This is a genomic window from Paraburkholderia sp. BL6665CI2N2, from assembly GCF_004366535.1.
In the GTDB taxonomy this organism is placed as follows: Bacteria; Pseudomonadota; Gammaproteobacteria; order Burkholderiales; family Burkholderiaceae; genus Paraburkholderia.
In genome coordinates, this window is sequence record NZ_SORC01000001.1 from 502,807 (window position 1) to 527,691 (window position 24,885).

Annotated in this window: 19 protein-coding genes; 5 read left to right on the top strand and 14 right to left on the bottom strand. The window is 62.0% G+C overall.

What is annotated here, in order from left to right; translation table 11 throughout:
* Positions 1-219 precede the first annotated feature (219 nt).
* The 13 genes from B0G81_RS02165 to B0G81_RS02225 all read right to left on the bottom strand — a co-directional run bounded on the left by B0G81_RS02165 (position 220) and on the right by B0G81_RS02225 (position 15,476).
* A complete protein-coding gene (locus tag B0G81_RS02165) occupies positions 220-1,296 on the bottom strand; it encodes a fimbrial protein (RefSeq protein WP_134133165.1) in 1,077 nt (358 codons plus the stop codon).
* 149 nt (positions 1,297-1,445) lie between these two features.
* The gene (locus B0G81_RS02170) at positions 1,446-4,055 is read right to left on the bottom strand and encodes a fimbria/pilus outer membrane usher protein (protein WP_134133168.1); all 2,610 of its coding nucleotides are present in this window, start codon (positions 4,053-4,055) and stop codon (positions 1,446-1,448) included.
* A gap of 132 nt (positions 4,056-4,187) precedes the next feature.
* Entirely contained in the window at positions 4,188-4,928 is a 741-nt protein-coding gene (locus B0G81_RS02175) for a fimbria/pilus periplasmic chaperone (RefSeq protein WP_134133171.1), read from the bottom strand.
* A gap of 81 nt (positions 4,929-5,009) precedes the next feature.
* Positions 5,010-5,576: a fimbrial protein gene (locus B0G81_RS02180; RefSeq protein ID WP_134133175.1), complete on the bottom strand. Its 567-nt coding sequence runs from the start codon at positions 5,574-5,576 to the stop codon at positions 5,010-5,012.
* Between the two features lie 386 nt (positions 5,577-5,962).
* Complete coding sequence (locus B0G81_RS02185) at positions 5,963-7,345, bottom strand: MFS transporter (protein ID WP_134133180.1); 1,383 nt, start codon at positions 7,343-7,345, stop codon at positions 5,963-5,965.
* Positions 7,346-7,465: 120 nt separating this feature from the next.
* Positions 7,466-8,905, bottom strand: a complete 1,440-nt coding sequence (locus B0G81_RS02190) for an NAD-dependent succinate-semialdehyde dehydrogenase (RefSeq protein WP_134133185.1) — start codon at positions 8,903-8,905, stop codon at positions 7,466-7,468.
* Positions 8,902-9,939, bottom strand: coding sequence for an aldo/keto reductase (locus B0G81_RS02195; RefSeq protein WP_134133190.1), 1,038 nt, complete (start codon positions 9,937-9,939; stop codon positions 8,902-8,904). Before B0G81_RS02195 ends, B0G81_RS02190 begins: the two co-directional genes overlap by 4 nt.
* A gap of 89 nt (positions 9,940-10,028) precedes the next feature.
* The gene (fae, locus tag B0G81_RS02200) at positions 10,029-10,553 is read right to left on the bottom strand and encodes a formaldehyde-activating enzyme (RefSeq protein ID WP_134133193.1); all 525 of its coding nucleotides are present in this window, start codon (positions 10,551-10,553) and stop codon (positions 10,029-10,031) included.
* A gap of 614 nt (positions 10,554-11,167) precedes the next feature.
* On the bottom strand, positions 11,168-11,458 hold the full coding sequence (locus B0G81_RS02205) for an H-NS histone family protein (RefSeq protein WP_134133195.1): 291 nt from the start codon (positions 11,456-11,458) through the stop codon (positions 11,168-11,170).
* A 134-nt stretch (positions 11,459-11,592) separates the two neighbouring features.
* The gene (locus tag B0G81_RS02210; protein ID WP_134133199.1) at positions 11,593-12,789 is read right to left on the bottom strand and encodes a serine hydrolase domain-containing protein; all 1,197 of its coding nucleotides are present in this window, start codon (positions 12,787-12,789) and stop codon (positions 11,593-11,595) included.
* Between the two features lie 232 nt (positions 12,790-13,021).
* Positions 13,022-13,225 (bottom strand): hypothetical protein, encoded by a 204-nt coding sequence (locus B0G81_RS02215; protein WP_106281630.1) that lies wholly within the window; start codon positions 13,223-13,225, stop codon positions 13,022-13,024.
* Positions 13,226-13,646: 421 nt separating this feature from the next.
* A complete protein-coding gene (locus tag B0G81_RS02220; protein WP_134133203.1) occupies positions 13,647-13,907 on the bottom strand; it encodes a hypothetical protein in 261 nt (86 codons plus the stop codon).
* A gap of 87 nt (positions 13,908-13,994) precedes the next feature.
* Positions 13,995-15,476 carry a sigma 54-interacting transcriptional regulator gene (locus B0G81_RS02225; protein WP_134133207.1) on the bottom strand — a complete coding sequence of 494 codons (1,482 nt, stop codon included), beginning with the start codon at positions 15,474-15,476 and terminating at the stop codon, positions 13,995-13,997.
* A gap of 311 nt (positions 15,477-15,787) precedes the next feature.
* On the opposite strand from B0G81_RS02225, the gene B0G81_RS02230 reads away from it, so the two are divergent.
* Together B0G81_RS02230 and B0G81_RS02235 are read left to right on the top strand one after the other, a co-directional pair.
* On the top strand, positions 15,788-17,188 hold the full coding sequence (locus B0G81_RS02230) for a GntP family permease (RefSeq protein ID WP_134133211.1): 1,401 nt from the start codon (positions 15,788-15,790) through the stop codon (positions 17,186-17,188).
* Between the two features lie 102 nt (positions 17,189-17,290).
* The gene (locus B0G81_RS02235; RefSeq protein ID WP_116122717.1) at positions 17,291-17,692 is read left to right on the top strand and encodes a RidA family protein; all 402 of its coding nucleotides are present in this window, start codon (positions 17,291-17,293) and stop codon (positions 17,690-17,692) included.
* A 22-nt stretch (positions 17,693-17,714) separates the two neighbouring features.
* Here B0G81_RS02235 and B0G81_RS02240 read toward each other — a convergent pair whose 3' ends face one another.
* Entirely contained in the window at positions 17,715-21,284 is a 3,570-nt protein-coding gene (locus tag B0G81_RS02240) for an ATP-binding protein (protein WP_134133216.1), read from the bottom strand.
* Between the two features lie 302 nt (positions 21,285-21,586).
* Here B0G81_RS02240 and B0G81_RS02245 point away from each other — a divergent pair, with 302 nt between their 5' ends.
* The 3 genes from B0G81_RS02245 (at position 21,587) to B0G81_RS02255 (ending at position 24,673) form a co-directional block, all read left to right on the top strand.
* The gene (locus B0G81_RS02245) at positions 21,587-23,281 is read left to right on the top strand and encodes a PAS domain-containing methyl-accepting chemotaxis protein (protein WP_134133222.1); all 1,695 of its coding nucleotides are present in this window, start codon (positions 21,587-21,589) and stop codon (positions 23,279-23,281) included.
* Between the two features lie 257 nt (positions 23,282-23,538).
* Positions 23,539-24,147 (top strand): DinB family protein, encoded by a 609-nt coding sequence (locus B0G81_RS02250; RefSeq protein WP_134133225.1) that lies wholly within the window; start codon positions 23,539-23,541, stop codon positions 24,145-24,147.
* 274 nt (positions 24,148-24,421) lie between these two features.
* Positions 24,422-24,673, top strand: coding sequence for a hypothetical protein (locus B0G81_RS02255; protein WP_007178686.1), 252 nt, complete (start codon positions 24,422-24,424; stop codon positions 24,671-24,673).
* Positions 24,674-24,885 lie beyond the last annotated feature (212 nt).

Here is a 24,885-nt window from a genome sequence, read left to right on the forward strand (position 1 = left end):
GGCGTCGAGCTGCGGGAGTTGGGCCGGAACCCGCATCACAATGGCAACTCGGCCGCATCGGAAACAGGTCGCGAACGAGCGTTCGACCATACGGGAGTCGCCAGCGCAGAACAGCGCAGGGAACGAATGATACACGTCATGGGACAGTGCGTCGGCAAATGGGGTTGGGGACAGATGCCGATTTCAAGCGGGCAACGCCGGGAAACACTGCCGCCAACGTTATTGATATGACATGGTAAAGGTCGCTATCCCGTTCACCGTACCTGGTCTCACTGACGATCCCGCCTGGATATACCGCACCGAAAGCGGCACATTCATCGGGCCGCCCACTGAAGTGCCCGCCAGCCATTGATTGGTATTGCCCACATCGGCGGAATCGGGACCAAAACTGATGGGCGTATTCGCGTTCAGGATTTGCAGCTTGATGCCTTGGGCGGTTGAGTCCGGTCTTAGCGACAACATGTCGGACGTATTCGTTGACGCGGTGTTATCGGTCAACGTGATGAAGACGCGAACATTGGGCGTCGGACAATCCAAACCGATTGCAAACGGCGTTACACCCGCCGTCGTGCCGACGCCCTGGAACGCACTGGTGCTGATAGTGGGCAGGACCACGCTGGGGGCTAGCGTCGTCACGTTGCAGGATGATGTTGTAATGGAAGAAGCGCCAGGCGGCATCGTGGCGGCGAAAGCAATCGCGCCTCGATTCCCGTCAAAAAAGTAACCGACCCAATTTGGCATGCCCGGTCCGGTCGGGTTGAGCGACAGCGGCCCCGGCAGGACATCCCCCGTCTTGATGAGATTCACTGTCAGATAAAGTTGCGACTGAAACGTCGGCGCGGCAGGGCCACCGGGGACTGACGAAACGTCCATATAAGAGTCCATGACGATATTGCGGGGGAGTCCGGCGCGCGAGAGGTACGACGTATAGCCAATGCCTTGAACCGTTGTTGAACCAATTCGATTCGCAACGAGGGGGCCGCCAACAATCGCCCAGTGCAACGCCCCGCCACCTGAGCAGGTCGCATAGTTGAATCCAGCGACCGCACCCGATACGGGGACTGTAACTGTCGCAACTACAGTACCTACCGGAGCGCTGGTGGAAACGTTGATAGTAGGGGGAAAACTAACGTAAGTGTCGCTGAGTCTTGAGGTCACATAGCACTCGGCGCGCACCTCGTGGGCGATAGACAACAATACAGCGCACGCGAGAGCGCGACCGACAAGCGCCGCCGCGTGACGCTGACCGGTGGAGGCGCGTCGAGCCGTGCTGGGTCCGCGAAATCCGAATTGCATGAGATGTACTCCATGTAAATATGACTCTTACCTCGCACCCGAGTCGCTCTCCGTCGAGGCCGCCCCTGTTCCTAAGGCCGTGAAGACGGGTATCGGCGGCGCTCGCTCCGTCAGCCTCCAAATCGACGGACCGGATTCGCAACCGCCGCTTATTGGCCCGCGAGACAATGTGACTCAATAGACGTATAAGCCTGCCTGGCCTGCGCCGTTTTCTTCGGCATGACGTAATCAATCCGGCATTGCTCAGCCGCCGCCGAACCCCACCTCACAAACAGCGAGCCGTTGTCCTCCAGCCCACGCGCAAAGATCCGACTGTCCTGCGCGACGACTCCAACGGTCTTGCCGTTTTCATCGACGACCTCCGCAGCAAACGGCAGCGCGCTGCCGTCAGGCCGCGGCGCGCGAATCAGCGCTGCCCGACCGCTGACCGTCTTGTATGTCAGCATCACCACAGAGCCGAGGCGCGGCACGGCCTGCTCCGAAGTCGATTCAAATTCGATGTCGGTCGAGGTACCCTCCGGGTCGATATCGACCGTGTTCACGCCGTAAGGCGTCAGGTACGGCACGACGGCATAGCCGTGGCGATCGAGCTTGACGCCCGGCGCGCTGGTCACATTGGCGCCCGCAGCGCCTGCGGCCTCGACAATGCCGAACGTATCACCCACGACTTGCGAGAAGGTCACCCCGCCCGGATGAGCGACGACCGTGCCGCTAACGCCGGCCGACACCTGGTTCGAACCCGAGCCCGCGCTTGCTGACGCCGTCACCTGCGTATACGGCGCGCGGTAGGTGCCACTCACCCCCGCATTGGAAGAGCGGCCGCCGTTGCCATACGTGCCATACGCGTTGTACGAATACTGGTTGAGGTCACCCAGTGAACCGCTCACATTGGCCTGAACGCTTGTGTCGCCCCCCGAACTCGACAGGTTCGTCGTCAACAGCGGCGCGCGTCGGCTATGGCCAAGCGGAATCGTCGTGCTGACCGTCAATTGGTTCGACATTGAATCGTCCGCGTTACGCGTGCGTCCCGCTGAAATGCTGTAGGTGCCGAATCTGTATCGGTTGGTGTAACCCGTCTGGAACAAAGTGTCGCTGCCGCCGCGATTCCAGTATTGCTGGGCAGACCCACTCAAAAATACGGAACCGTAGTCCTTGAAGTTCTGGTTGACCGTGAGTTGAAAACGGTTCCGTTGTCGGTAAACCAGATCCGTACCGCCGCCTCGCATCGCCAGATCGCGCACGGATGCCGCATCCGACGGATTCAAAAATCCCGCCGTCGAATAACGGTACGCAGCAATCGAAATGCTCGTATTGGTTGGATCGATGAGCTTGCTGTAGCCGATACGCAAGCTCGTGCCGCGCATCGTGTTCTGGTTCGGCACCTGAGTCTGCGCCGCTGTCACATCGGCTGAGAATGCGCCGAACTTCGTGTTGAGCGCGGCACCGAGATCGGCCGCGATATACCCGTTCGCCGCCACGCCGCCGCCATAGACCGTCACGACATTCGTGAGACCACGCTGCAAGGTGAATTGAGCAAAATTCGACTTCGTCTCTAGCGCGTCGTTACGCAACTGACCGGCGGTGATGGAGAAGCGCATCGTGCCCGGGCGCAGCGACTGCGGCACCGCGGCAAAAGGCACGCTGAAGTTTTTCGTGCGGCCATCGGCTTCGGTGACGGTCACATCGAGGTTGCCGCCATAGCCAGTCGCATAGAGATCGCGGATTTCGAACGGCCCCGGCGACACGCTCGTTTCATAGATCACCTGGCCGTTCTGACGGACCGTCACGCGCGCGTTCGATTCCGCCATACCGCGCACTACCGGCGCATAGCCCCGTAGCGATTCGGGCAGCATGCGATCGTCGGTGGCGATCTGCGCGCCACGGAATTGCACGCTGTCGAAAACATCGCCGGTCGTATAGCCATCACCCAGCGTGACCTGCGACCTCAACGCCGGCAGATCGTGCTGCAGGAATGTCGCGATCTCGTCGAAACGCGTGCCTTGGCCCGTTTGCTGCGACACTGACGATTGATGACGGAAATGCCACGCGCCGATGTTGATGCCGGCATTCAGACCCAGATAGCTCTGAGTCGACTCCGTGCCCGGGCCGACGCTGCGATAGGTATTTGCGTTGTAGCTCACGAAGCCTGCATTCACGCCGTCTTGCCACATCTCAGGCGGCACGTAGCCGCGTGCGGCGTTGCGCGTGTATTTCTGCGGCACGCTCAGCGCGAGTTTCTGCTCCGAAAAATCGAATTCGACGATCGACTCCGGCACCGTCGCGGCAAGATCGACGCATTCGCCGGCGTTAGCGGCGTTAGGCGAGTTATGCGCTGCCGCCTTCACGCCGATGCCCGCTTCGACCTTGCCGAAGTCCACACCCAATTTTTCCAGCATCTGCCGACTGACGCACGGACGGGCGTTTCGCGCTTCGCGATCCGCCACGAAGCGCACGTCCTGACGTGCCACACGGATATCGTTGACCCAGATGTCGACGGAATAAACACCCGGCAATACCGGATTGCCGCGTGCAAAGCGCGCGACGTCCACGGGTTGCGTCGAGTCGGTACGCAGGAACGTCGTATCGAACTGGACGGCTGCGTCTGCGCTATCGATTTCAGTCGCATCCGCGCTCGCCGGCTGGACGCCACCCAGCACTGCGAAAACCCATATCGCCCCTGCGGCGGACGGCCTCAGGCCGAACGGACCAGCAGATTCGCCGGCGCGAGCGTGCAGTGGATGACGAGGGGGGAACTTCATAATCTAACTGACCTAATCTCCGCAAGCAGGCGTGCGCTATCCCTGCGCGTTGCCTATGCAACGCACGCCTTGACTGAGGATGACTTGAGCGAAGAGCGGAGCCTGCCGCCCGAACGGCGCGCTATTGCGCGTCTATTGACGAAGCGCCGCGTTGCCGATGATGGCGCCGCCGTAATCGCTGATTGCGGTGTAGCGAACTGTTGCGTCTGCTGCGACGGCATTCATTCTTGCGACCGGCAAAATCACCGACGCGTAAGGCGCAACCATGCCGCCCCGTTCGTTCTCGAAGCTATGACCCGCGCTTTCAATCTCCACTTCGCTGAACGACACGTGATATGGCGTCGGATTCGATACGCTGACCGCCTGGCTTTTTCCATCCGGCGACGCCGCGATCTTCCAGCTCAGTTGAGCCGGTGCTTCTTCTGGCTTGCCCGGAAGATTGGCCGGACGCACGAATACCTTGATACGCGTGCGATAGGCCAGTTGCAGCGTGTTGACATCCGACGCGCTGCTGGCTTTCGGCGGAATGTCCAGCACATTGAGCCAATAGACCGATTCGCGATCCTGTGGCAGCGCCGCGCCGCTGTACATCACACGCAGCGTCTGTGCTTTCTTCGGGTCCATCCGGAAAATCGGCGGTGTAATCACAAACGGCACGTCGACCTCACCGGGTTTGACATCCGGGTCGCCGTCGTCCATCCAGACCTGGACAAGCGATGGGTCACGGCTGTCGTTCGCCAACTTGACAGTAATTTCGCGCTGTCCGATCGGATACACCACCCGAGTTCCCCCAATGGTCACGCTTGCCTGTACGCTTGCCGCCAGCAGCGCACAGGCAAGCGTGACCATCGTCGCTTTTTTCAAGAGCTTCATCACAACGCCTTCGACAGTGACCTGCAAAGAAAATGACGTTCAGAAAAAGCGTTCGCCGAAGCGAACGCCCTCATTCTTCACTTACTCGTAAAACATCGAGTACTGAATCGACGTATTGAACGGGCCAGGCGTTGCTGCTCCCGTTGCGTAGTACTGCGCGAAATACGTAAGCGTTGCGGCGCCGCCGGTGATCGTCGCAGCATTTTGCTGAGTATTGTTGTTCGAATCATTCGTAATGTTGATCGGTTGCATGGACGCGTTCAGCAGACGAACCTCGACGTTTGTCGCTCCGCCAATAGCAGCCTGGTTTGTCAGATAGCCCGTCGCCTGATCCACAGTCGCGCCGTTCTCGAAACCAACGATTGCCTTAGTGGCTGCACCCGAGCAGCCGGTCAGATTAAACGTTATATCGCCAGCGTTTGTCGTACCGGCTACCGCGCCTAACGTGGCGAGCGATCCTGCGGCCACGGGCGCCAGCGAGATCGCGAGGTCAGCCGCCGTGCCCGGTGCGTTGCCGTTGATCGAGCATGTCGTGTCCGTCACCTGTCCGGTAAACGTCAGCGTGCCGTCCGCCGCCAGGGCACCGATTGACGTGAGCCCCAACAGGCTGCCGGTCGCAATAGCCAGTGCGGTGAGAATTGACTTCATATGTTCTACTCCAATGAGTTAAAAATTGATCTGAATCAACGGCAAATCGCCAGTGAGTAAGACTGGCATGTCTCCCACGTCGGTCCAATGTTGTGCGCCCGTAGATCGACAGCTGTGCTTAGGACTATTGGTCTACAGCTCGGGCGGCGTGCAATATCAGGATCGCTGCCCAACCAAATAGTTAGGACTATTTCTAGTCTGACAAGAATAGTCTTAAACAACACGAGATACTTGCGACAAATCCGCCCTCCTGATATGTAAGAGAGTGGATTTCTGAGAAATTGCGCGGAACGGCGGAATGAGATTGGGCCCATCATTCGCACCAAAAACGAAAACCCGCCGCATCGTTGCCGATACGGCGGGTTCTTTGAGGCGTTCTGGCGCGGCTAAGCGCCGCTAGCCTCGTTCAGCGTCAAATGCTTCGTTTCCGGCGCCCAAGCAATCGACACCACCATACCGATCAGCAACACCGCCGCGAGCACCATCATCGTGATGTGGAAACCGAGATGCACAATGCCGAGCGGCAGCAAAAACGTGCCGACTGCCGAACCGAGACGGCTGCACGCAATTGCCAACCCAACGCCGCACGCGCGCACTTCGGTCGGAAAGCACTCCGGCGGAAACACGCCGACGAGATTCGAGAACGCCGACATGGTGAGCGTGAAAATCCCGAATGCGACGATCATGCCGAGCGTCGCCGACTCCGGCAGCACACTCAACGCGATCAGCGATACGCAAGTCACCGCGAACGAGCTGATCAGGAACGTGCGCCGCGGAAGTTTGATCGTGAGCCAGATGCCGATCAACGCGCCAAGCACGAGAAATCCGTTCAACAGAAAATCCGCGCTCGAGTCGTTGTTCAAGTGAATCGCTTTCAGAATGGTCGGCAGAAACGTATAAACAGCGAAGTACGGAATGACGAGACACACGAAGAACGCGCAGTTGAAAATCGTGCGGCGAATCAGATCAGCCTTGAATAGACGCATGAAACCGCCCGCCGTTTGCGCGTGCTCGTCGTGTCCGCCGTCCAGAGTGACATTCGCACCGAAGTGCTTCAGCACGATCGATTTCGCCTCCGCCGTGCGTCCTTTTCCATGCAGCCAGCGCGGCGACTCCGGCGTGCCCATGCGCAGCACGAGAACGATCAACGCCGGCACACCCGCCGACGCCAGCAGCCAGCGCCATGCATCTGGCGAGGCATCGGCGTAATGCATGCCGAGCACATTCGCCACCACATACCCGATGGTCCACACCACGCTGAACGAGCCAAGCAACGTGCCGCGATGTTTGCGCGGCGAGAACTCCGCGAGGATCGCATGCCCCACCGCAAAGTCGCCGCCCATGCCGAAGCCAATCAACACCCGCAGCAAACACAACTCGAGCGGTGAACGCACATAGAACTGCGCGAACGCAGCCGCTGTGATGATGATGAAGCTCAGCAGGAAAATCTTCTGGCGTCCCATGCGATCCGACAGCCAGCCGAAAACCAGACTGCCGATAAAAATGCCCATCAACGCGGAACTGCCGATCATGCCCATCCAGAAGGCATCGAGCGGCATCTGCCGATTCAGCGACGCAAGCGCATAGCCGATCGTGCCGAGCGCGAAACCTTCTGTGAAGTGCGCGCCGAACGTCAGCCCGGCGATCTTGACGTGGAAGGCGTTCAGCGGAACGTCGTCGAGAGGAATGGGGCCGTGCGCGGATGCCGCTGCCGCCGGCAAAGTGGGGGCGAGGCCGAGAGTGGCCGCCTGCATATCCTGATTGCTCACGCTGTCTCCTTCGTTAGTATGGATCGCCGGGCGCGGTCGGCATGCCGCCGCGCACCGATTGCGTCGTCCGCCTGTGCGTCATGCATGGGCATGACGTACGGCGGACGCGCGGTGTGAAGATCAGCGTCCGAGGCCGCCCATCATCATGTACTTCAGTTCGGTGTATTCATCGAGCCCGTACTTCGAGCCTTCGCGGCCGAGTCCCGACTGCTTGACGCCGCCGAACGGCGCGACTTCCGTGGACACAATCCCTTCGTTGATGCCGACCATGCCGCTTTCCAGCGCTTCGCCGACGCGCCACGCGCGCGCCAGATCGCGCGTGTAGAAATACGCCGACAAGCCGAACGGTGTGTCGTTGGCCGCTTCAATCGCTTCCGCTTCGCTCTTGAAGCGGAAACACGCGGCAACCGGTCCGAAGGTTTCTTCGCCGGCGATCAGCATCGAGCTGTTGGCGTCGACCAGAACAGTCGGCTCGTAAAAAGTGCCGCCGAGCGTGTGCGGCTTGCCGCCGGTCAGGACCTTCGCGCCTTTTTTCAACGCGTCGGCCACGTGCGTTTCGACCTTCTTCAACGCAGCCTGGTTGATCAACGGACCTTGTTCGACCTCGCCTTGCAACGCGTTGCCGACGCGCATCTTACGCACTGCTTGCGTCAACGCGGATGTAAACGCATCGTAGATGCCGTCCTGCACGTAGAAGCGGTTGACGCACACGCACGTCTGCCCGGTGTTGCGGAATTTCGAAGCCATCGCGCCTTGCACGGCGGCATCGAGATCCGCGTCGTCGAAGACGATGAACGGCGCGTTGCCGCCGAGTTCGAGCGACAACTTCTTCAGTGTGTCCGCAGACTGCTTCGCCAGCAGCTTGCCGACACGCGTCGAACCGGTGAACGACAGTTTGCGCACCGCGTCGGATTCCGTGAGCGCGCCGCCGATCGCCACGGCGTCGCCGGAGACGATATTGAACACGCCGGGCGGAATGCCCGCTTTCCCCGCTAGCACCGCCAAAGCGAACGCGGACAACGGCGTTTCTTCCGATGGCTTGAGCACCATCGTACAACCGGCCACGAGCGCGGGACCGGCCTTGCGCGTGATCATGGCGAGCGGGAAATTCCACGGTGTGATTGCCGCGACCACGCCGACCGGTTCCTTCGTCACGATAATTTTCGCGTTCGGATTAGGGCTCGGAATCACGTCGCCGTAGGCCCGCTTCGCTTCTTCCGCGAACCATTCGAAGAAGCTCGCCGCGTAACCGACTTCGCCGCGCGCTTCGGCAAGCGGTTTGCCTTGCTCAAGCGTCAGCAGTTCGGCGAGCGCGTCGCGATTCTCCAGCATCAACTCGCCCCAGCGTTTGACACGGGCGCTGCGCTCTTTCGCGGTCAGCGCACGCCATGCGGGAAACGCGCGTTCGGCCGCCGCAATGGCCTGCGCCGCTTCCGCCGCGCCGCCTTTGGCCACTCGCGCGACGACCTCGCCGGTCGCGGGATTCAAAACAGCATACGTGTCGGCGCCTTCGTACCATTCGCCGCCAATGTAATGTCCGGTGCGGAGAAATTCGTTCATGCGGCCTTCTCCAGCGTTTCGACGAACATGCCTTGCGCAAGGCGCGGTTCGCGCGCGATGCGTTTCCCGGCGGTGTAGTCGTTGATCAGATCGCACGGCGTGTAGTTGCGTTCGAGCTCGAACAGTTCATCCGCCGAAAGCGTCGTGCCGAGCGCGGCGAGCGCGCTGTCGAACTGCGCCGGCGTATCCGCACCGACCAGCATGCTTGCGACACCGCCGTGATTCAGCACCCATGCTTGCGCGATCTGCGCGGCGGAAACGCCACGCCGCGCGGCCACGCGCGCCACCGACGCGGCAATTTCACGCGAAGCCACATCGCCATACATTTGTGCAGTGAAGAAGTCGGTCTGATTGCGGGTCGAATTCGGATCGCACGTCAGCAGGCCACGCGCCAGCGGACTGAACACGGACACGCCGACGCCTTGATCCTGGCAATACGGAATCATTTCGCGTTCTTCCTCACGGTATGCCAGGTTCAACTGCAACTGCATATTGATCGGCTTGTGCCACCCGTTGCGTTCGCAGACTTGCATGATTTTGGCGAACTGCCACGTGTACATGGTCGACACGCCGATATAGCGCGCCTTGCCGGCGCGCACAATATCGTTGAGCGCGCCCATGGTTTCTTCGACCGGCGTATTCACGTCGAAGAAATGCAGCATGTAGATATCGACGTAATCCATGCCGAGACGCGTCAGCGAGCCGTCGATGCCGTCCATGATGTGCTTGCGCGAATGACCGCCGGCGTTCTGATACGCGCCCATGTCATAGCCGACCTTGGTGGCCACGACCATTTCCTCGCGGCGCGTGAGACGCTTCAGTATGCGGCCCACCACTTCTTCGCCGACGCCGGTCGAATAGAAATCAGCGAGGTCGATAAAGTTGACGCCGGCTTCGAGCGCATGACGAACGATGGGCTCGCTTTGCGCTTCGTCGAAAATCCACGGCTTCCATTGCGGCGTGCCCATGTTCATCGTGCCGAGGCACAGACGCGAAACCTTCAGACCGGATTGGCCGAGGCGAATGTATTCCATAGTGCGTGTCTCCTTCCTTCCTGAAAGCCGGCGGCGCGGACGGTTAGTTGCGCGTTGCAGGGCGCGCGCCCGAACCGCGCTGCCTGCCATTAACGTTGCTTCGGTGTGTAGAACGGGTTCGATACGTCGCGCGCGGCGGCGAACACTTCATCGCGATGCGGCAGCCCCTTCATCGCCGCGAGGATCGCGTTCTTGCACGCGCGGTAGTTGTTCTCGAAGACAGCGTCGAGATCGTCGGTCGACGGGTTAACCCAGTTCGCCGACACCACCACCCACTCGTTCTCCGCTTCAGGCGGTAGCGTGCCGTTCTCCAGCGACTCGGCCACCGCCTTCGCGATACCGGCTTGCGAAGCGCCCCACGTCGCGTTGCCGTGGAAGTCGCCGCCGATCTGCGCCTTGTTCACATAGAGCGTGAGCGGCTTGGTCGGCACGCCCGGACGCGCGATCACGACGAACGGCGCATGACCCGCCGAAGGCGTCGCCAATGCGGTGGCGAATGCCTGGCCAGCCGGGCCGTTGCGCGGGCCAACCAGTACGTTGATGTGCGCGAGATTGACGCCGGGGCCTTCGAATCCTTCGCCGATAAAGAGTTGTTTTTCCGTCGATGCGCTCATGGTCTTTCCGTCGAGGTTGAGTGGATGGCCGATTGTGAGGTTCGGCATCCGCGACCATGTATCGATGAGTTTTGATGCGGGGTATGAGAGGAACTCAACTCCGGGTTAGCCCCGAGCGCGGTGGCCCGCGGGAATCGAGACGCGCAAAGGTGAGGGTTTTCGGGACTATCACGGCAGCACTGTGGAATCGCTGCGAAAGGTGAGCGTGCCGACGAACAGTCGCGCACCTGCGCCGCGAGACTCCGCACAGCGTTCTACGCACCAGACGCGACTAAAGGAGGCTCAAGCGATGGCTGCAGCGATTCTTCGTACAGCCTGGGAACCCCTACCAGCAAGGGCTGGCGCGGGTTTCGGGGGAAATGGATCAGTCACCGCGGCCTGCGGTGGCAAGCTTGTCGCAAGGTGCGTGATTCGATAAAACCAGGCTGACCGAAACAACCGGTGCGTCGCGAGCCGCGCATCCGCGCCTACGGTTCATGCGCCAGGTTCACGCGAAAGGTGAGTGTTTTCGGGACTTGCCTCGCCGCGTGCGAAAGGTGCGAGAAACTCCGCGCGCGACATCACTTTAAATAATCCGGCACATGACGGGTGGAGACGTCATGCGCCAACGCACTTCAACCTTCGATGAGAAAGCGCTCGCGATTCTTGCCCACGAGCCACGCTGGCGAGCGACCGCGGCCGCTCCAGGTCTCGCCGGTTTTCGGGTTGCGATACTTGGCGACCGAAGGCGTCTTGCGAACCGTGGTGCCTTTGCTGGTGAAACCCAGTTCTTCCGCCGTCAGGTCGTATTCGGCTACTTTCTGCTTGATCTCGGCGATCGCCTGCGCGATTTCCTTCTCGCGCGCCGCCGCGACTTCCTTGTGGAGTTTTTCGAGCTGGGCGGTCAACTGCTTGTACGAGGCCATGACGGGTGCTCCGATCATTAGACGAGAACTGAAGTGCGGACACTATCAGACGAATAAATTGCCGGATAGAGAAGCCCGACGCCGCGAGCGGGTAACGCGCTTAAAAGACGCCGGCCCGGACGCGGCCGGCTCGCTCAATCGTCAATTGCATCGTACACGCGGCGTTCGAAATCCACTGTCATTGAGAACGGTTCGACGGAGCGCCTTTGGATCAGCATCAGACCGATCAGATCTTCCACCGGATCGGCGAACCAGCTTGTGCCATACGCACCCGGCCAGCCGAACGAGCCCATCGAACGATAGCCAAGCGGCAACTGCTGCGCCGGATCGTCGACGATGGACAAGCCGAGGCCGAACCCCTGGCCTGCCCACAGCGCATGACCGAAGGCCGACACACGGCGCTGGTCGCGCGTCAGAAAATTGGAGCGCATCAGATCGACCGAGCGGTGCGACAGCAAACGCGTCGTGCCGACCCGTCCGCGGCCGAGCAGCAGTTGCGCGAATTGCAGATAGTCATGCGCTGTGGAAACCAGGCCGCCGCCGCTCTGGAAGCGGTCCGGATCCGCCCATCGGCTCGACGACGGATGGTCCTCGACGATCCGCTGCCCTGAGCCCTGTTCGACGCCATAAGCCGTGGCCAGCCGGCCGAGTTGCGCGTCGGGCACCCAGAAAGCGGTATCTCGCATGCCGAGCTGCTCGAAGATCCGCGTCCGGAAAAACTCGCCGAGCGGCATGCCGCTCACGCGTTCGATCAGCACGCCGAGCACATCGGTGGCAACGCCGTAGTGCCAGCGTGACCCGGGCTGGAACATGAGCGGCAAACTTGCGATGCGGGCAAGCCACGCGTTGCCGTTCACGCGCGCTTCGAATCCGTTGAAAGCGGCGGCGTAAGCCTCGGCAAGGGGCCCGGTCGCAGTGAAGTGGTAGGCGAAGCCGGCGCGGTGCGTCAGCAGATCCAGCACGGTGAGCGACGCTCTGGCGGGGTCGGTTTCGTCGAGCGGGCCGGCTGGATCGCGCAGCACACGCGGCGCGGACAATTCCGGCAACCAGAGTGAGATCGGCGTGTCGAGGGCGAGCCGGTCTTCTTCGATCAGCATCAGGATCGCGGCGCTGGTGACCGGCTTGGTCATGGACGCAATGCGGAACAGGGTATCGCGCTCCATCGGCAACCGCGCCGCGTCGTCGCGCCAGCCGAGCGGCTCGAAATAGCCAATCTCGCCGCGCCGCCAGACCATCGACACCACGCCCGCCACTTCACCGCGTTCCACATAGCCTTGCATGGCGTTGGTCAGTGCCGTCAGCCGAGACGCGGAAAGTCCTGCTCGTTGCATGTTTGTCCTGATCGTGGAGAGATTGGCGGCCTGTTCACCTGACGCGCGCCATCAGTCCGCGCGGCCCCGTGAGCGTAAAGCGGCGCCGGCGCGTGCGCAACAAATGACGTGGCTTGCCATCCTGTCGAGACGTCGCGCTGCGCCGTGCCGCCTACGTGGCCGTTACGTTTCCCCATTTTTGCAAAAAACGTTACCAGAAGGGTACGTCACAGCCATCCCCTGCACCGGGCGTTCAGGCTTTCAGGCGTTGCTCGAGAGCCGAAAGGGCGGCGTTGAGCCGTTTGACGCGGTTCGCCTGAGCCGGCACCAGCGCCGCGCCGGATACGGAATCGATGCGGTTTCGCCAATAGGACAGCGGGATGTGGTCTGCCGCGGAGATATGCGAGATTACGTGTTCAAGATGTTCAATATCTTTTTCGAGTTGGTGATGATTCATTGCTTTCCCCGGATTACTCGTTGAACTATTTTCAATGCGTAACGCGAAGCACAAAGCGTGCCGCACTATTTTCGGTTTTCGGTCTAAACGGAAAATCCTTCCTGGCACTTTCCGCATAGACGGCGAAACCGGCAAAAGCTGCCTGCTGCTTGAATCTTGAGCCACTGAAAAGACAATACCGCCGCTCAACTTCGCGTTCCGTTAGGTGCCGCACCGACCCGGCTATTCGACGCGAATTCGCATGTTTTTAATTGCGTCCGGCGACAAGGAAAATATATGAAGCGCGGTATTAATATCCATTGCGCATCATAGCCGCGGATAGAACCCGCATTAGATGCAGGCCCTTTGCCATACGGCTTTTAGCGCGACTGAGGAAGAAAGCTTGAGGCGCTGGTCGAGCCGGCCTTGCGCCGGCGAACCCTTATTTCCCCCGGCAGGCGTAGATCAGGTTGAGCGTGCCGTTCTCAGTGGATTGACGCACGACATCAAACGCGCCGCCGCAACTTGCGCTGGCCTGCTGCGAGCAGGAGTCGGAACCGGCAGGGCACTGCACCAGCGTGGTCGCGCGGCCGTCCGGCAAAAACAGCGGCGCGCTGCTGCTGCAACCGCTCATCGCGACCATGGCGCCAACCGCCAGCGTGGCGCAGGCGCGGCGCGCGTAGAAGGAGAGATTGCATTTCATTTGAAACCCCGATCACGTCTTGTTTTTCGATCACGGGATTGTGCCACGCGTCAATTACGCTGCGTCAATCGCTGTCGCGGAACGTCGTCACACGTCGATGCCGTACGCCGCGATCTTCTTATAGAGCGTCGCGCGACCCATGCCGATCTGGTTTGCAGTCTCGATCACGCGGCCGCCGTTGGCGCGCAAAGCGTCGCCCAGGAAGCGCTTCTCGAAGGCCGCCATCGCCTCGCTCCATGAGGCGGGTTGCGGCGCATTAGCCTGCGTGTTCGCCGCATGCGCCGTCGAAGGCATCTCCGGCAAGGGCGCATTCGGACGGTACGCGCCGCCGCCGTGCGCCGAGCCGATAAACGACGCCAGCGCCCGCGCATCTATCCGCTCATTGTCGGACAGCATCACCGCACGCTCCAGCGTGTTGCGCAACTCGCGCACATTGCCCGGCCAGCCGTACGAGCACAGCAACCTCAGCGCGTCGTCCTGCAATTCGAAGTGACTGGCGCCGCGCGCCTGGGTCGACAGATCTTCAAGCATGGCGTAAGCCAGCGCCTCGATATCCGAGGTCCGCTCGCGCAACGGCGGCGCATGGATCGTCAGCACGTTCAGCCGGTAGAACAGATCAGCGCGAAATCGCCCGGCCGCGACCAGCGCAGGCAAATCGGCCGAGGTCGCCGCGATGATCCGGACGTCGGCGCGCACGATCCGGTTCGAGCCGAGCGGTTCGAACTCCTTGTCCTGCAACACGCGCAGCAGCTTGCCCTGCAAGGGCAGCGGCATATCGCCGATTTCGTCGAGGAACAGCGTGCCGCCGTTCGCCAGTTCGAACTTGCCGACGCGCCCTTTGCGATCCGCTCCGGTGTAGGCGCCAGGCGCCGCACCGAAGAATTCGACTTCGAGCAAGGTATCGGGAATCGCCGCGACGTTGACCGTCACGAGCGGCTGATTCGCGCGCGCCGAGCCGCCGTGGATGGCATGCGCCAGCAACTCCTTGCCGGTGCCGGTTTCGCCGAGCAGCAGCACCGGCGATTCGAGCTGCGCGGCGCGGCGCGCCTGGCGCTTCACTTCGAGACTGGCCGCGCTCGTGCCGACGAAACTGCCGAACGTATATTTGGCCCGCCGCGCCTGCGCGAGCGACCGGCGCGTCGCGATCAATTCTTCCTGCACGCGCGAGTAGTGGGAAAAGAGCGGCGTCAACGCCTTCAGTTCGTCGAAGAGCGCAAAGCCAACGGCGCCGACCGTGGCGCCCGCATCGTCCTTCAACGGCAAACGCGTGACGACGAGCGGTTCGCGGTCCGTTTCCAGAATATCGAGCAGAATCGGTTTGCCGGTGTTGACGACCTCGCGCATCAGGCTGTTCGGAATCACCGCTTCGCAATCGCGGCCGATGGCCTGGTCCGGGTCCGAAAAACCGAAGCGCGCCGCGTAGCGTTTGTTGATCCAGACCACGCGCGCGTCGGCATCGACGATAAATGTCCCTTCGCTGAAATTTTCGAATGTGCGGAAGAGCGAGTCCATCGCCCGGCGCAGTACGTCGCCGTAAGTGGCAGGCAAGCCTGCCCAGTCGTTCATCATGCTGTCGCTGTCTCCGGCTATCGTTTTATTGTGCTTGTCTCATTTCGTAGACAAGCTTATCTCATCGACGAGATCGCCAGCAAGCCCATTACATAAGGGTTTAACCTCGGTTTGGCACAATTTCAGCTATTTTGCGTCCCGTTTTAGAGACGTTTGGGTACAATCGCCGCGATCACGTTTTGAACTTCGGTCTGCGAAATCAGGCGGCTGGCCGTTGCCGCTGAGATGGCACGGAACCTGCGTTTGCGGGCGCCGTACCGCCGCACCTTCGAGACGGCGACCATGTAGAACAACCAAGCTTTGGAGACTCAATGTCCTTTGTCATCGTCCTCGCCGCGCTGGCGTTTCTGATGTTTGCCGCCTACCGCGGCTACAGCGTCATTCTATTTGCGCCGATCGCCGCGCTCGGCGCCGTTCTGCTGACCGATCCGGCGGCCGTCGCGCCGGTTTTCACCGGCATCTTCATGGAGAAGATGGTCGGCTTCGTAAAACTCTACTTCCCGGTGTTTCTGCTGGGCGCCGTGTTCGGCAAGGTCATCGAACTGTCGGGTTTCTCGGAGTCGATCGTGGCTGCCGCGATCCGCTATATCGGCCGCTCGCGCGCCAATGCGGTGATCGTTGCGGTGTGCGCGCTGCTCACCTACGGTGGCGTCTCGCTGTTCGTGGTGGTGTTCGCGGTCTATCCGTTCGCTGCCGAGCTGTACCGCCAGAGCAATATTCCGAAGCGCCTGATGCCCGGCGCGATCGCACTCGGCGCGTTCTCCTTCACCATGGATTCGCTGCCGGGTACGCCGCAGATCCAGAACATCATCCCGACCACTTTCTTCAAGACGACGTCGTGGGCTGCGCCCGCACTCGGCGTGATCGGCTCGCTGTTCATCATCGTGGTTGGCCTGACGTATCTGGAATGGCGCCGCCGCGCGGCGATGGCGACCGGCGAAGGCTACGGCACGGAACTCGTCAACGAGCCGGATCGCGTGGAATCGAAGCAACTGCCGCATCCGTTGCTGGCGGTTGCGCCGCTGGTCCTGGTGGGCGTCGCGAACTTCCTGCTGACCCGCTGGATTCCGAATTGGTACGGCGCGTCGTACACGGTTGCGCCGGACATTCTGCCGGGCATTCACGCACCGGTCACGACGACGATCAAGGCCGTGGTCGCCATCTGGGCCGTGGAAGGCGCACTGCTCGTCGGCATCATCATGGTTGTCGTGACGGCGTTCAACCGCGTGCGCGAACGCTTCGCGATCGGCACCAAGGCTGCGGTGGCGGGCGCGCTGCTGGCTTCGTTGAACACGGCGTCGGAATACGGTTTTGGCGGTGTGATCGCGGCGTTGCCGGGCTTTCTGGTGGTCAGCAACGCGTTGAAGAGCATTCCCAATCCGCTCGTCAACGCAGCCGTGTCGGTGAGCTCGCTGGCGGGTATCACGGGTTCGGCGTCGGGCGGCATGAGCATCGCGCTCGCGGCCATGTCGGACACCTTCATCAAGGGCGCGGAAGCGGCGCATATTCCGATGGAAGTGCTGCACCGGGTCGTCGCCATGGCGAGCGGCGGCATGGACACGCTGCCGCACAACGGCGCGGTGATCACGCTGCTGGCGGTGACGGGCTTGACGCATCGACAGTCGTATCGCGACATCTTCGCGGTCACGGTCATCAAGACGATGGCGGTGTTCTTTGTGATCGCGGTCTATTTCGCGACTGGTTTGGTCTGAGCGGGCGTGTGTTGGGCAGGATGCCGGCAACGCGCCGGCATCCTGAGTTTTGATCGGTTACCTTGTCATCCCGACAACCGTTCTTACCCAGCACACCCTGTCATGAGCTCAGCGCCCTCTTTCTGGATGATTCCCACCGCACCCACGCCGGTCGGCCCGTTTTCGCATGCTGCCGAGGCCGACGGCTGGGTCTTCCTGACCGGCCAGATGCCGACCTGCCCGACCGACGACGCCGCGCCGCTTCCCGAAGGCGTGGTCGCCCAGACCAAGCGTGTGATGGACAATCTCGTGCTGGTGCTGCAGGGGCTGGGCCTCGGACTGCAAGACGTGGTGGCGGCACGCATCTTCCTGACCGAATTCAAACGCGATTACGCGCCGATGAACGAGATCTACCGCGCCTACTTTCCTGCCGGTGCGCTGCCGGCGCGAACCTGTATTGGCGTCACCGGGCTTGCGCGCGATGCGCTGGTCGAGATCGATTTCATCGCCAAACGGCCGGGTTGAACGCGCCAAGCCGAATGGCGTGTCAATGTGTCGACTCCTCGTCGAGCCCGTAGTGATCGGATAAGGCGTCGTGCAGCGAGATTGCGAGTTCGTCCATCTCGGTGGTCCAGCGTCCGCTGTCGCTGCATAGCCGCTGCAGCCGCCGGCATTGGTCGACGAACCGCGGTTCCTGCACGACGACGAACGCGCCGCTCGCGCTATGCGCCCAGCCGGCCAACGCCTGCACGTCTTCCGCTTCGACGATCGCAAGGAGCCTGGGCAGATCTTTTTGCAAGTGCTCCTTGAGCATCGCCCTGTAGCGCGCCCTGTCGTCCGTGCTGAGCGTGCTCGCGGCGCCGGAAGCGGGAACCATGGGTTCGGCTGGCGCTGCGTTCTCGGGTACAGCCAGTGCCGATGCCTGTGCCCGTCCCTGTGCCCCCGCCGGCGCCACCCCCAGCAACGCGGCTCGCAATTCGCTGAGCGACGCCGGCTTGGGCACATATCCGCTAAAGCCGTGCTCGCGCCAATTGCGCGCCTCTTCATGTTCTGCCACGGCGCTGAAGGCCAGCACCTGAACCGTCGAATTCAACTTGCGCAACGCGGCCAGCAGCTCGTAGCCATCCATCTCCGGCATGTGGATGTCGGTCAGCACCACTTCGAAACTTGCCTGTTGGAACATTCTCAGTGCTTCTTTACCGTCGTGCGCGATCGTCGGCGCGCACCCCAGCTCGACCAGTTGTTCGTCGATCAGATTCTGGATCAACGGGTTGTCTTCCGCGACGAGAACGGGCAAACCTCGCAGCGCCGGATAGATTCCCGCCGAATCGCCCATTGCGGACGCCGGAGTCGGAGCGACAACGGCAATCGTGTCCCCGCGCGCCAGATCGACCGCCGACCGGATCGCCGAGCGGCTGAATTCAGTCACCTCGAACACGCCGTCGCCGCGCGCCTCGGGATGGTGCGGACCGCCACGCGTGATCCACACGACGCCGACCGGCTGCAGCGCGCGCAGAGCGGCAATCACATCGAGATCGTATTCGCCGGTGACGACTAACACGTCCGGCCGGTTCGCGCGCAACCACGCCTGCGCGGCCGCCGATGAGAACACGAGGTGTCGTGCCCAACCCTCGCGCTGGAACCAGCAGTTGAGGTTTTCACCGACCTCCTGCTCCACGGACAGGATGAGCATCGTTCCGTGCTCCTCACGAACTGTTGCGGGCGCTCGCGAATCGACGGGAGGCTTGGCAAGCGGAATCGATATGCGGAATGCGCTGCCCACGCCGCACACACTTTCCGCGGTAATCTGCCCACCCATCAGCGCGCACAAGCGCGCACAGATCACCAGGCCGAGACCCGTACCGTCGGCTCCCCGCGAAGCACTCTGTTCGCCTTGCGCAAAAGGTTTGAAAAGCCGCGCCAGCGTTTGCTCGTCCATCCCGGCGCCCGAATCCGAGATCCGGCAAACCAATACCGCGCGGTCCGGCGAATCGTCCGTTACTTCGGCGCGAAGCGTGATCTTGCCCGCTGAGGTGAACTTGAACGCGTTGCTCAGCAAGTTGTTGACGATCTGCGCGATGCGCATGCGATCGCCGATCAAGGTCTGCTCAAGAGTCGGAGAGAAGATCGCATAGAAACGGATCGAGCGATTCCCATGCATCGGCGCGTAGGAGAGCGCAATGCTTTCGAAATCGTCGATCAGACAAAACGGCTCCGTGACCAGCAACATCGCGCCGGCATCGATCTTCGAAAAGTCGAGAATGTCGTTGACGACGCGGCGCAGCGCGCCCCCGGCAAGGCCCAACGTTGCGAGCCGTTGCGAATGCGCCTCGAGGCCGGGCGTGCGAGCCAACAGTTCAAGATTGCCGAGCAGCGCGTTCAACGGCGTACGGATTTCGTGGCTCATGGCGGCGAAGAAATTCGTCCGCGCACGCATCAACGCCTCGGACGTTTGCTGTGCTTGCCGCAATTGCTGTTCAAGCATGGTCTGCGCCGTCACGTCGAGAATCGCGCAAAACAGCACGTTCTCGCCAGCGTAACGTGCCGGCGCATAAATGAATTGCAGAAACCGCGAGGGCGCGCCGCCGTCCTGGTCTGGCGGCGGCGAGGTTTGCGGCTCGTTTCGTTGCGTCGTTGTCGGTGGATGCGAAGACTGAGGCGGCATCTGAGGCGGCATCTGCGCCGGCTGCGCGGGCACGACGAAGGCAGCGACTCGCGCAAACGACATCGCCGACGGCTGATCCGGCGCCTGAACCAGAAATTCGCCGACGATGTGCCGCGGGAGCCTGCTGCCGTCGGCCTCGATCCCGAGCAACTCGATCGCCAGCGCGTTGGTGGTCAGGACTGAATAGTCGCTCTGCCGGACAATGCACAAGCCGACCGGCGTCGCGCTAACCAGAATGTGGTTGAGCATCTCGCTTTGCAGTGCGCGCGAAGTCTCCGCAAACGAATTGCGCAGCAACCGCAGCCCGAAATAGCGAGCCGTCAGCACGATTGCTATCAGGATGAGCGCTGTCAGGCAGCCTAGCACCGCCAGTTGCCAGCCGAGCGCGGCGGCCAGCGCGCCCCACGGCACGTAGCCGACCAGAAGGCCGAAGCCCAGCCCCAGTGGCTCGTGAAAAATCACGCCCTCGCGGCCGTAGTGAAAGATCCGGGTGGGGGTATCGGCGGCTGCCTGTTGCACCAGCTTGATGATCGATGCGTCTAGCGGCATCGACGACACGACGACGCGGTGATCGGCCGTCATCAGCAGATTCACGCCCTCGTGGTCAGGCGGCGCCATACGCAACGCGAGCGCATCCAGCGGAAGGCTCGTGCTGATTAGCACGGTCGGCGTGTCGCCGTCATAGTAGGCGCTCACCACGGAAGCCACCTGGCGATTCTGCAGCGGATCACGGTACGGTCCGAGCCAGATACGCTCGCCTTTTGCCGGCACGCGCCTGCCGGTTTGCGCCTCGATCTGGCGCTCGAGCGTCTCGCGCAGCAAGCTCACGATCGGCGGTTGCGGCGCCGGCATTGCGGCCTGATCGTGCCCGCTGGCCGGGTCCGCGAGCGCATGGGTCAGCGAAGGCAGAATGGCTGCGTAGTCTTCATTCAGCCCGATCAGCGTTGCCCGCTGCCGGATTTCAAAAGCCTGCTGGGTCACGAGCGTCGATTGCGCCGCTTCGTAGAGGCGCCCGAGTTTTTCGCTCAATTGCGAGCCCCAGGCGTTGCGCGTGGTTTCGCCGACCACGATGTCGAAATTCGAGTCGACACCGTCTGTCTTGCCGAGCGCTACGCCGGTCTTCAGGATCGCCTGCTGTATGGCGTCCGGGGCGCTCCGCCCGCCGGATGGGCCATAGTAATAGTCGAGCGTCAAGGCGTCGCGCCGCAGGAACGACTCCTCCTGGTGGATGAGCAGAGAGATGTCGGTGGCGTTCTGCGACGCGAGGACCCGGCGATACTCGAGTTGCTTGAGCCCGGCGACGACAGTCAGCACCAGCGCGAAGATCAGCACGAGCAGCATCAGCGAACCGATCGTCGCCAGGTAGAGCCGCTGTTGGCGCTTCGCGCTCTGCGCGAGCGTGGCGAAAGCCTGCGCTAATGACTCTTGAGTACGGTCGAGGATTTTCTGCATCAGCTCGCGAGTGTGGCGCGTGGGTGGCAAATTCGCGCAGGCAGACCGAAACCGGGACCAGATGCGTCCGCAGTCCTTATACCGGCGCAGTGTAGTCCTTTTGAAGGTATAGCGCGACGCATCCGGCACTGTTTCACGCCGCCATCCACGACGCGTCAGACAACCCTGTATTAACGGCGTCGGCCTGCCTAAACCTGAGTGGTTTACTAGGAAACCCTAAAGGGCAAGGGGTCAATTGCCGTTATTCCTTGCAAACATGTAAGCACCGCGCCCACGCGCGGGCTAGCACAGCAAGGAAAGCCATGCGCAACAACCAGCCTGTCAGCGGGCACGAGTACGAATTTCCGTCGTCACACATGCTTGTTTCGGCGACCGACCTGACCGGTCGCATCCAGTACTGCAATCCGGCCTTCATCGCGGTCTCGGGTTTTACGCGCGACGAACTGATCGGCCAGCCGCACAACCTGATCCGCCATCCGGACATGCCGCGCGAAGCCTTTGCCGACATGTGGGCGACGATACGCGACGGCCGTCCCTGGACTGCGCTCGTGAAGAACCGCCGCAAGAACGGCGATCACTACTGGGTGCATGCCAATGTCACGCCGGTGGTCGAGAAAGGCGCGGTCGTCGGCTATTTGAGCGTGCGCGTGAAACCGGTGCGCGCCGCGGTGCGCGCCGCTGAAGCGCTCTACGCACGCATTCGCAGCGGCGAGTCACGCGGCGTGCAGTTGCGCCGCGGCGTGATGGTGCGCACCGGCGTGCTGGGGCGTCTGCAGGCGCTGATGCGTTTGCCGGTCGCGACGCGCGCGGCGATCGGCTACGCGATCACGCCGCTGGCGCTGCTGCTGACGGGCCTCGCCGCATGGCAAGGCGCGCCGCCCGCGCCGTTCTGGATTGGGTTCGGCGTCGCCACGGCGCTCAGCATCGCCTCGTGGCGGATGCTGAGGCGGCAACTCGCCGCGCCGATCAACGACATGTCGGGATTCGCCACGCGTCTCGCCGCGGGCGATCTGACGGCCGATCTGCAGATCGCGCGACACGACGACCTTGGCGACGTGCTACAAGCGCTGAATCAGTTGAAGGCGAATCTCGCGGCGATCGTCTACGACGTGCGCGCCCAGATCACCGGCATACTGGACAACGCGCGCGAGATATCCAGCGGCAATGTCGATCTCGCGAGACGCACGGAATTGCAGGCGGCGTCGCTCGAAGAAACCGCCGCTACCATGGAAGAACTGACCACGACCGTCCAGGCCAACGCCGATGCCACCGTGCGCGCGCTCGATCTGGCGAGAGAGGCCCAGGCAGCCGCCGCGGCCGGCGGCAAGATTGCCGGCCAGGTGGAGCAGACCATGGCGGGCATCACCGCGGCATCGCGGCGTATCGCCGACATCACGGGCGTGATCGACGGCATTGCGTTCCAGACCAATATTCTCGCGTTGAATGCCGCCGTCGAAGCGGCGCGAGCGGGCGAAGCAGGCCGTTCGTTTGCCGTCGTCGCGGGCGAAGTGCGCATGCTGGCGCAGCGCTGCGCGGCGTCGTCGAAGGAAATCAAGTCCGTGGTGGAAGCAAGCGCATCCGAAGTCGCGGCCGGCACCGAACTGGTTGCACGGACAACCTCGCAAATGCGCGTAATCGACGAGGCAGTGGGCCGCGTGTCGTCGATCATCGTCGACGTGGCGAACGCGAGCAACGAACAGGCCGACGGGATTCGCCAGGTCAATCAGGCGGTTTCGCATCTGGACGGCGCCACGCAGCAGAACGCCGCGCTCGTCGAGCAGGCGGCGGCCACGGCGCAGCGCCTGGCGGAACAGGCGGACGTGCTGGATGAAGCCGTGCGGCTGTTCACCGTCGCCGACGCAGCGCCGGCTCGACGCGCCGCCACCACAAAGCGTCGGGCGTTCACCGTCGAAGCAGCGCCGACGCCTGAGATCAAACGACCCCGCGCGCCAGTCATCGCAGAAGATGCCGAGCAGGAAGAAGCCACATTGATCTGATAGATCGGCGTTACTCCCACCTCGACAGTCCAGTATTGACGCAGCACGATGGCACCGTCAGCGCCCAGTTGTTTGCAAGGGCAGGCTGACCCGAGTAACAACGGCGTTTAGCGGCCCGCCCCCTCTGTGGACGGGCCTATTTTTTTTGGGCTGGCGCTAGCGCGCTGGTATATACGTAGTTGAGTCACGCGTTACGTGCCGCCACGAAGACGCGCAAGCGCGTCCTCCCATGCCGATTCCCACCACCGGAGGCCGACGTGATTCCTTCTGACCCGCCACGCATTAATCCGCTGTCTTCGCACCTCACCGCCATGGCGCGCAACAACGCATGGTCGAACCTGCGTCTCTACCGCGCCTGCCTCACATTGACCGACGAAGCGTTCGCCGCACGCAGGGTGAGCTTCTTCCCGTCATTGCAGCTCACGTTGAATCACATCCTGCTAGTGGACCGTTACTACTTCGACGCGCTGATCGGCGGCGGCGCAGGTCTCACCATTTTCGATAACGAACTGCCCTATCCGCGCGCAGCCGACCTGTGGGATGCACAAGCGCGGAGCGATCAGCAACTGCTGGCCTTCTGCGAATCGTTGACTGACGACGATCTGCCACGCGAAGTCCAGATCGACCGTGGACCGTCGGTTGGGATACAACGCGAGCAGATCGGCAGCGTACTGCCGCATGTTTTCGTTCATCAGATTCATCATCGCGGGCAAGCTCACGCGATGATGAGCGGCACAGAGGCCGCCCCGCCGCAGCTCGACGAGTTTTTTCTCGCCGCCGACGCACCGCTGCGCGTTTCCGAGCTCGGCGATCTGGACACGATGCGTGAGTCGCAAACCACGCCGCGCCGCGCCGAATTCCCCTAACCGGAACGCGCGTCAACTGCGTGACAGTCATGGAGAAGATTCGCACCGGCACGGGGCACGAAAAATGCATCCGTCCTTACGGAGAGTCGCGTTAAACTGGTTGTCACGGCAGCACGTCACGATGGGCGCTGCCGGGAGCGCCGCGCCAGTCAACGCGCTCGGCGGCGCAAGCCATGCAGGCAGGCGAACGGGCAAACGTGACGGCGGCGCGACAGACGCCGCCCTATCCTGCCCGTACAATAGTTCGATCATCAACGGAACGAGGACAACTTCGATGCGCACTACCGGGTCTTCCGGGTCAATGGCCCTGCTCACCGAATACGACGACGCAACGGCGCGCGAACTTCGCTCGCTGCGCCTCGAATCGACAGAAGACGGCAAAGGCATTCTTTTGATCGAAGTCGATGAGCGCAAGCCAGGCATCCACCGCGAAGTGCGCTACGAAATCACGCCGGCCGAACTGATTGCTGCCATTCGCGCACACGGCGCGGAATTGCCGGGCGAACAGCACAATCATCGTCAATGAAATTCGTCGCGCGGCATTGCATCTCTGGTGCGAATGCCGCGTGACGCTTTAGCATCATCGTTCTCCAATTGCCTGCCGGGCTGGCGTCTGCGGACGTCAGTCGGGCATTATTTCCGCTCCCGCATACCGCGCGACATTCGCATCTATTTCGGTTTGTTCAGGTCGCGGTGCTAATGCGTCTTTCAGGTGGCTCAGTGCACTTGAGATAGCGC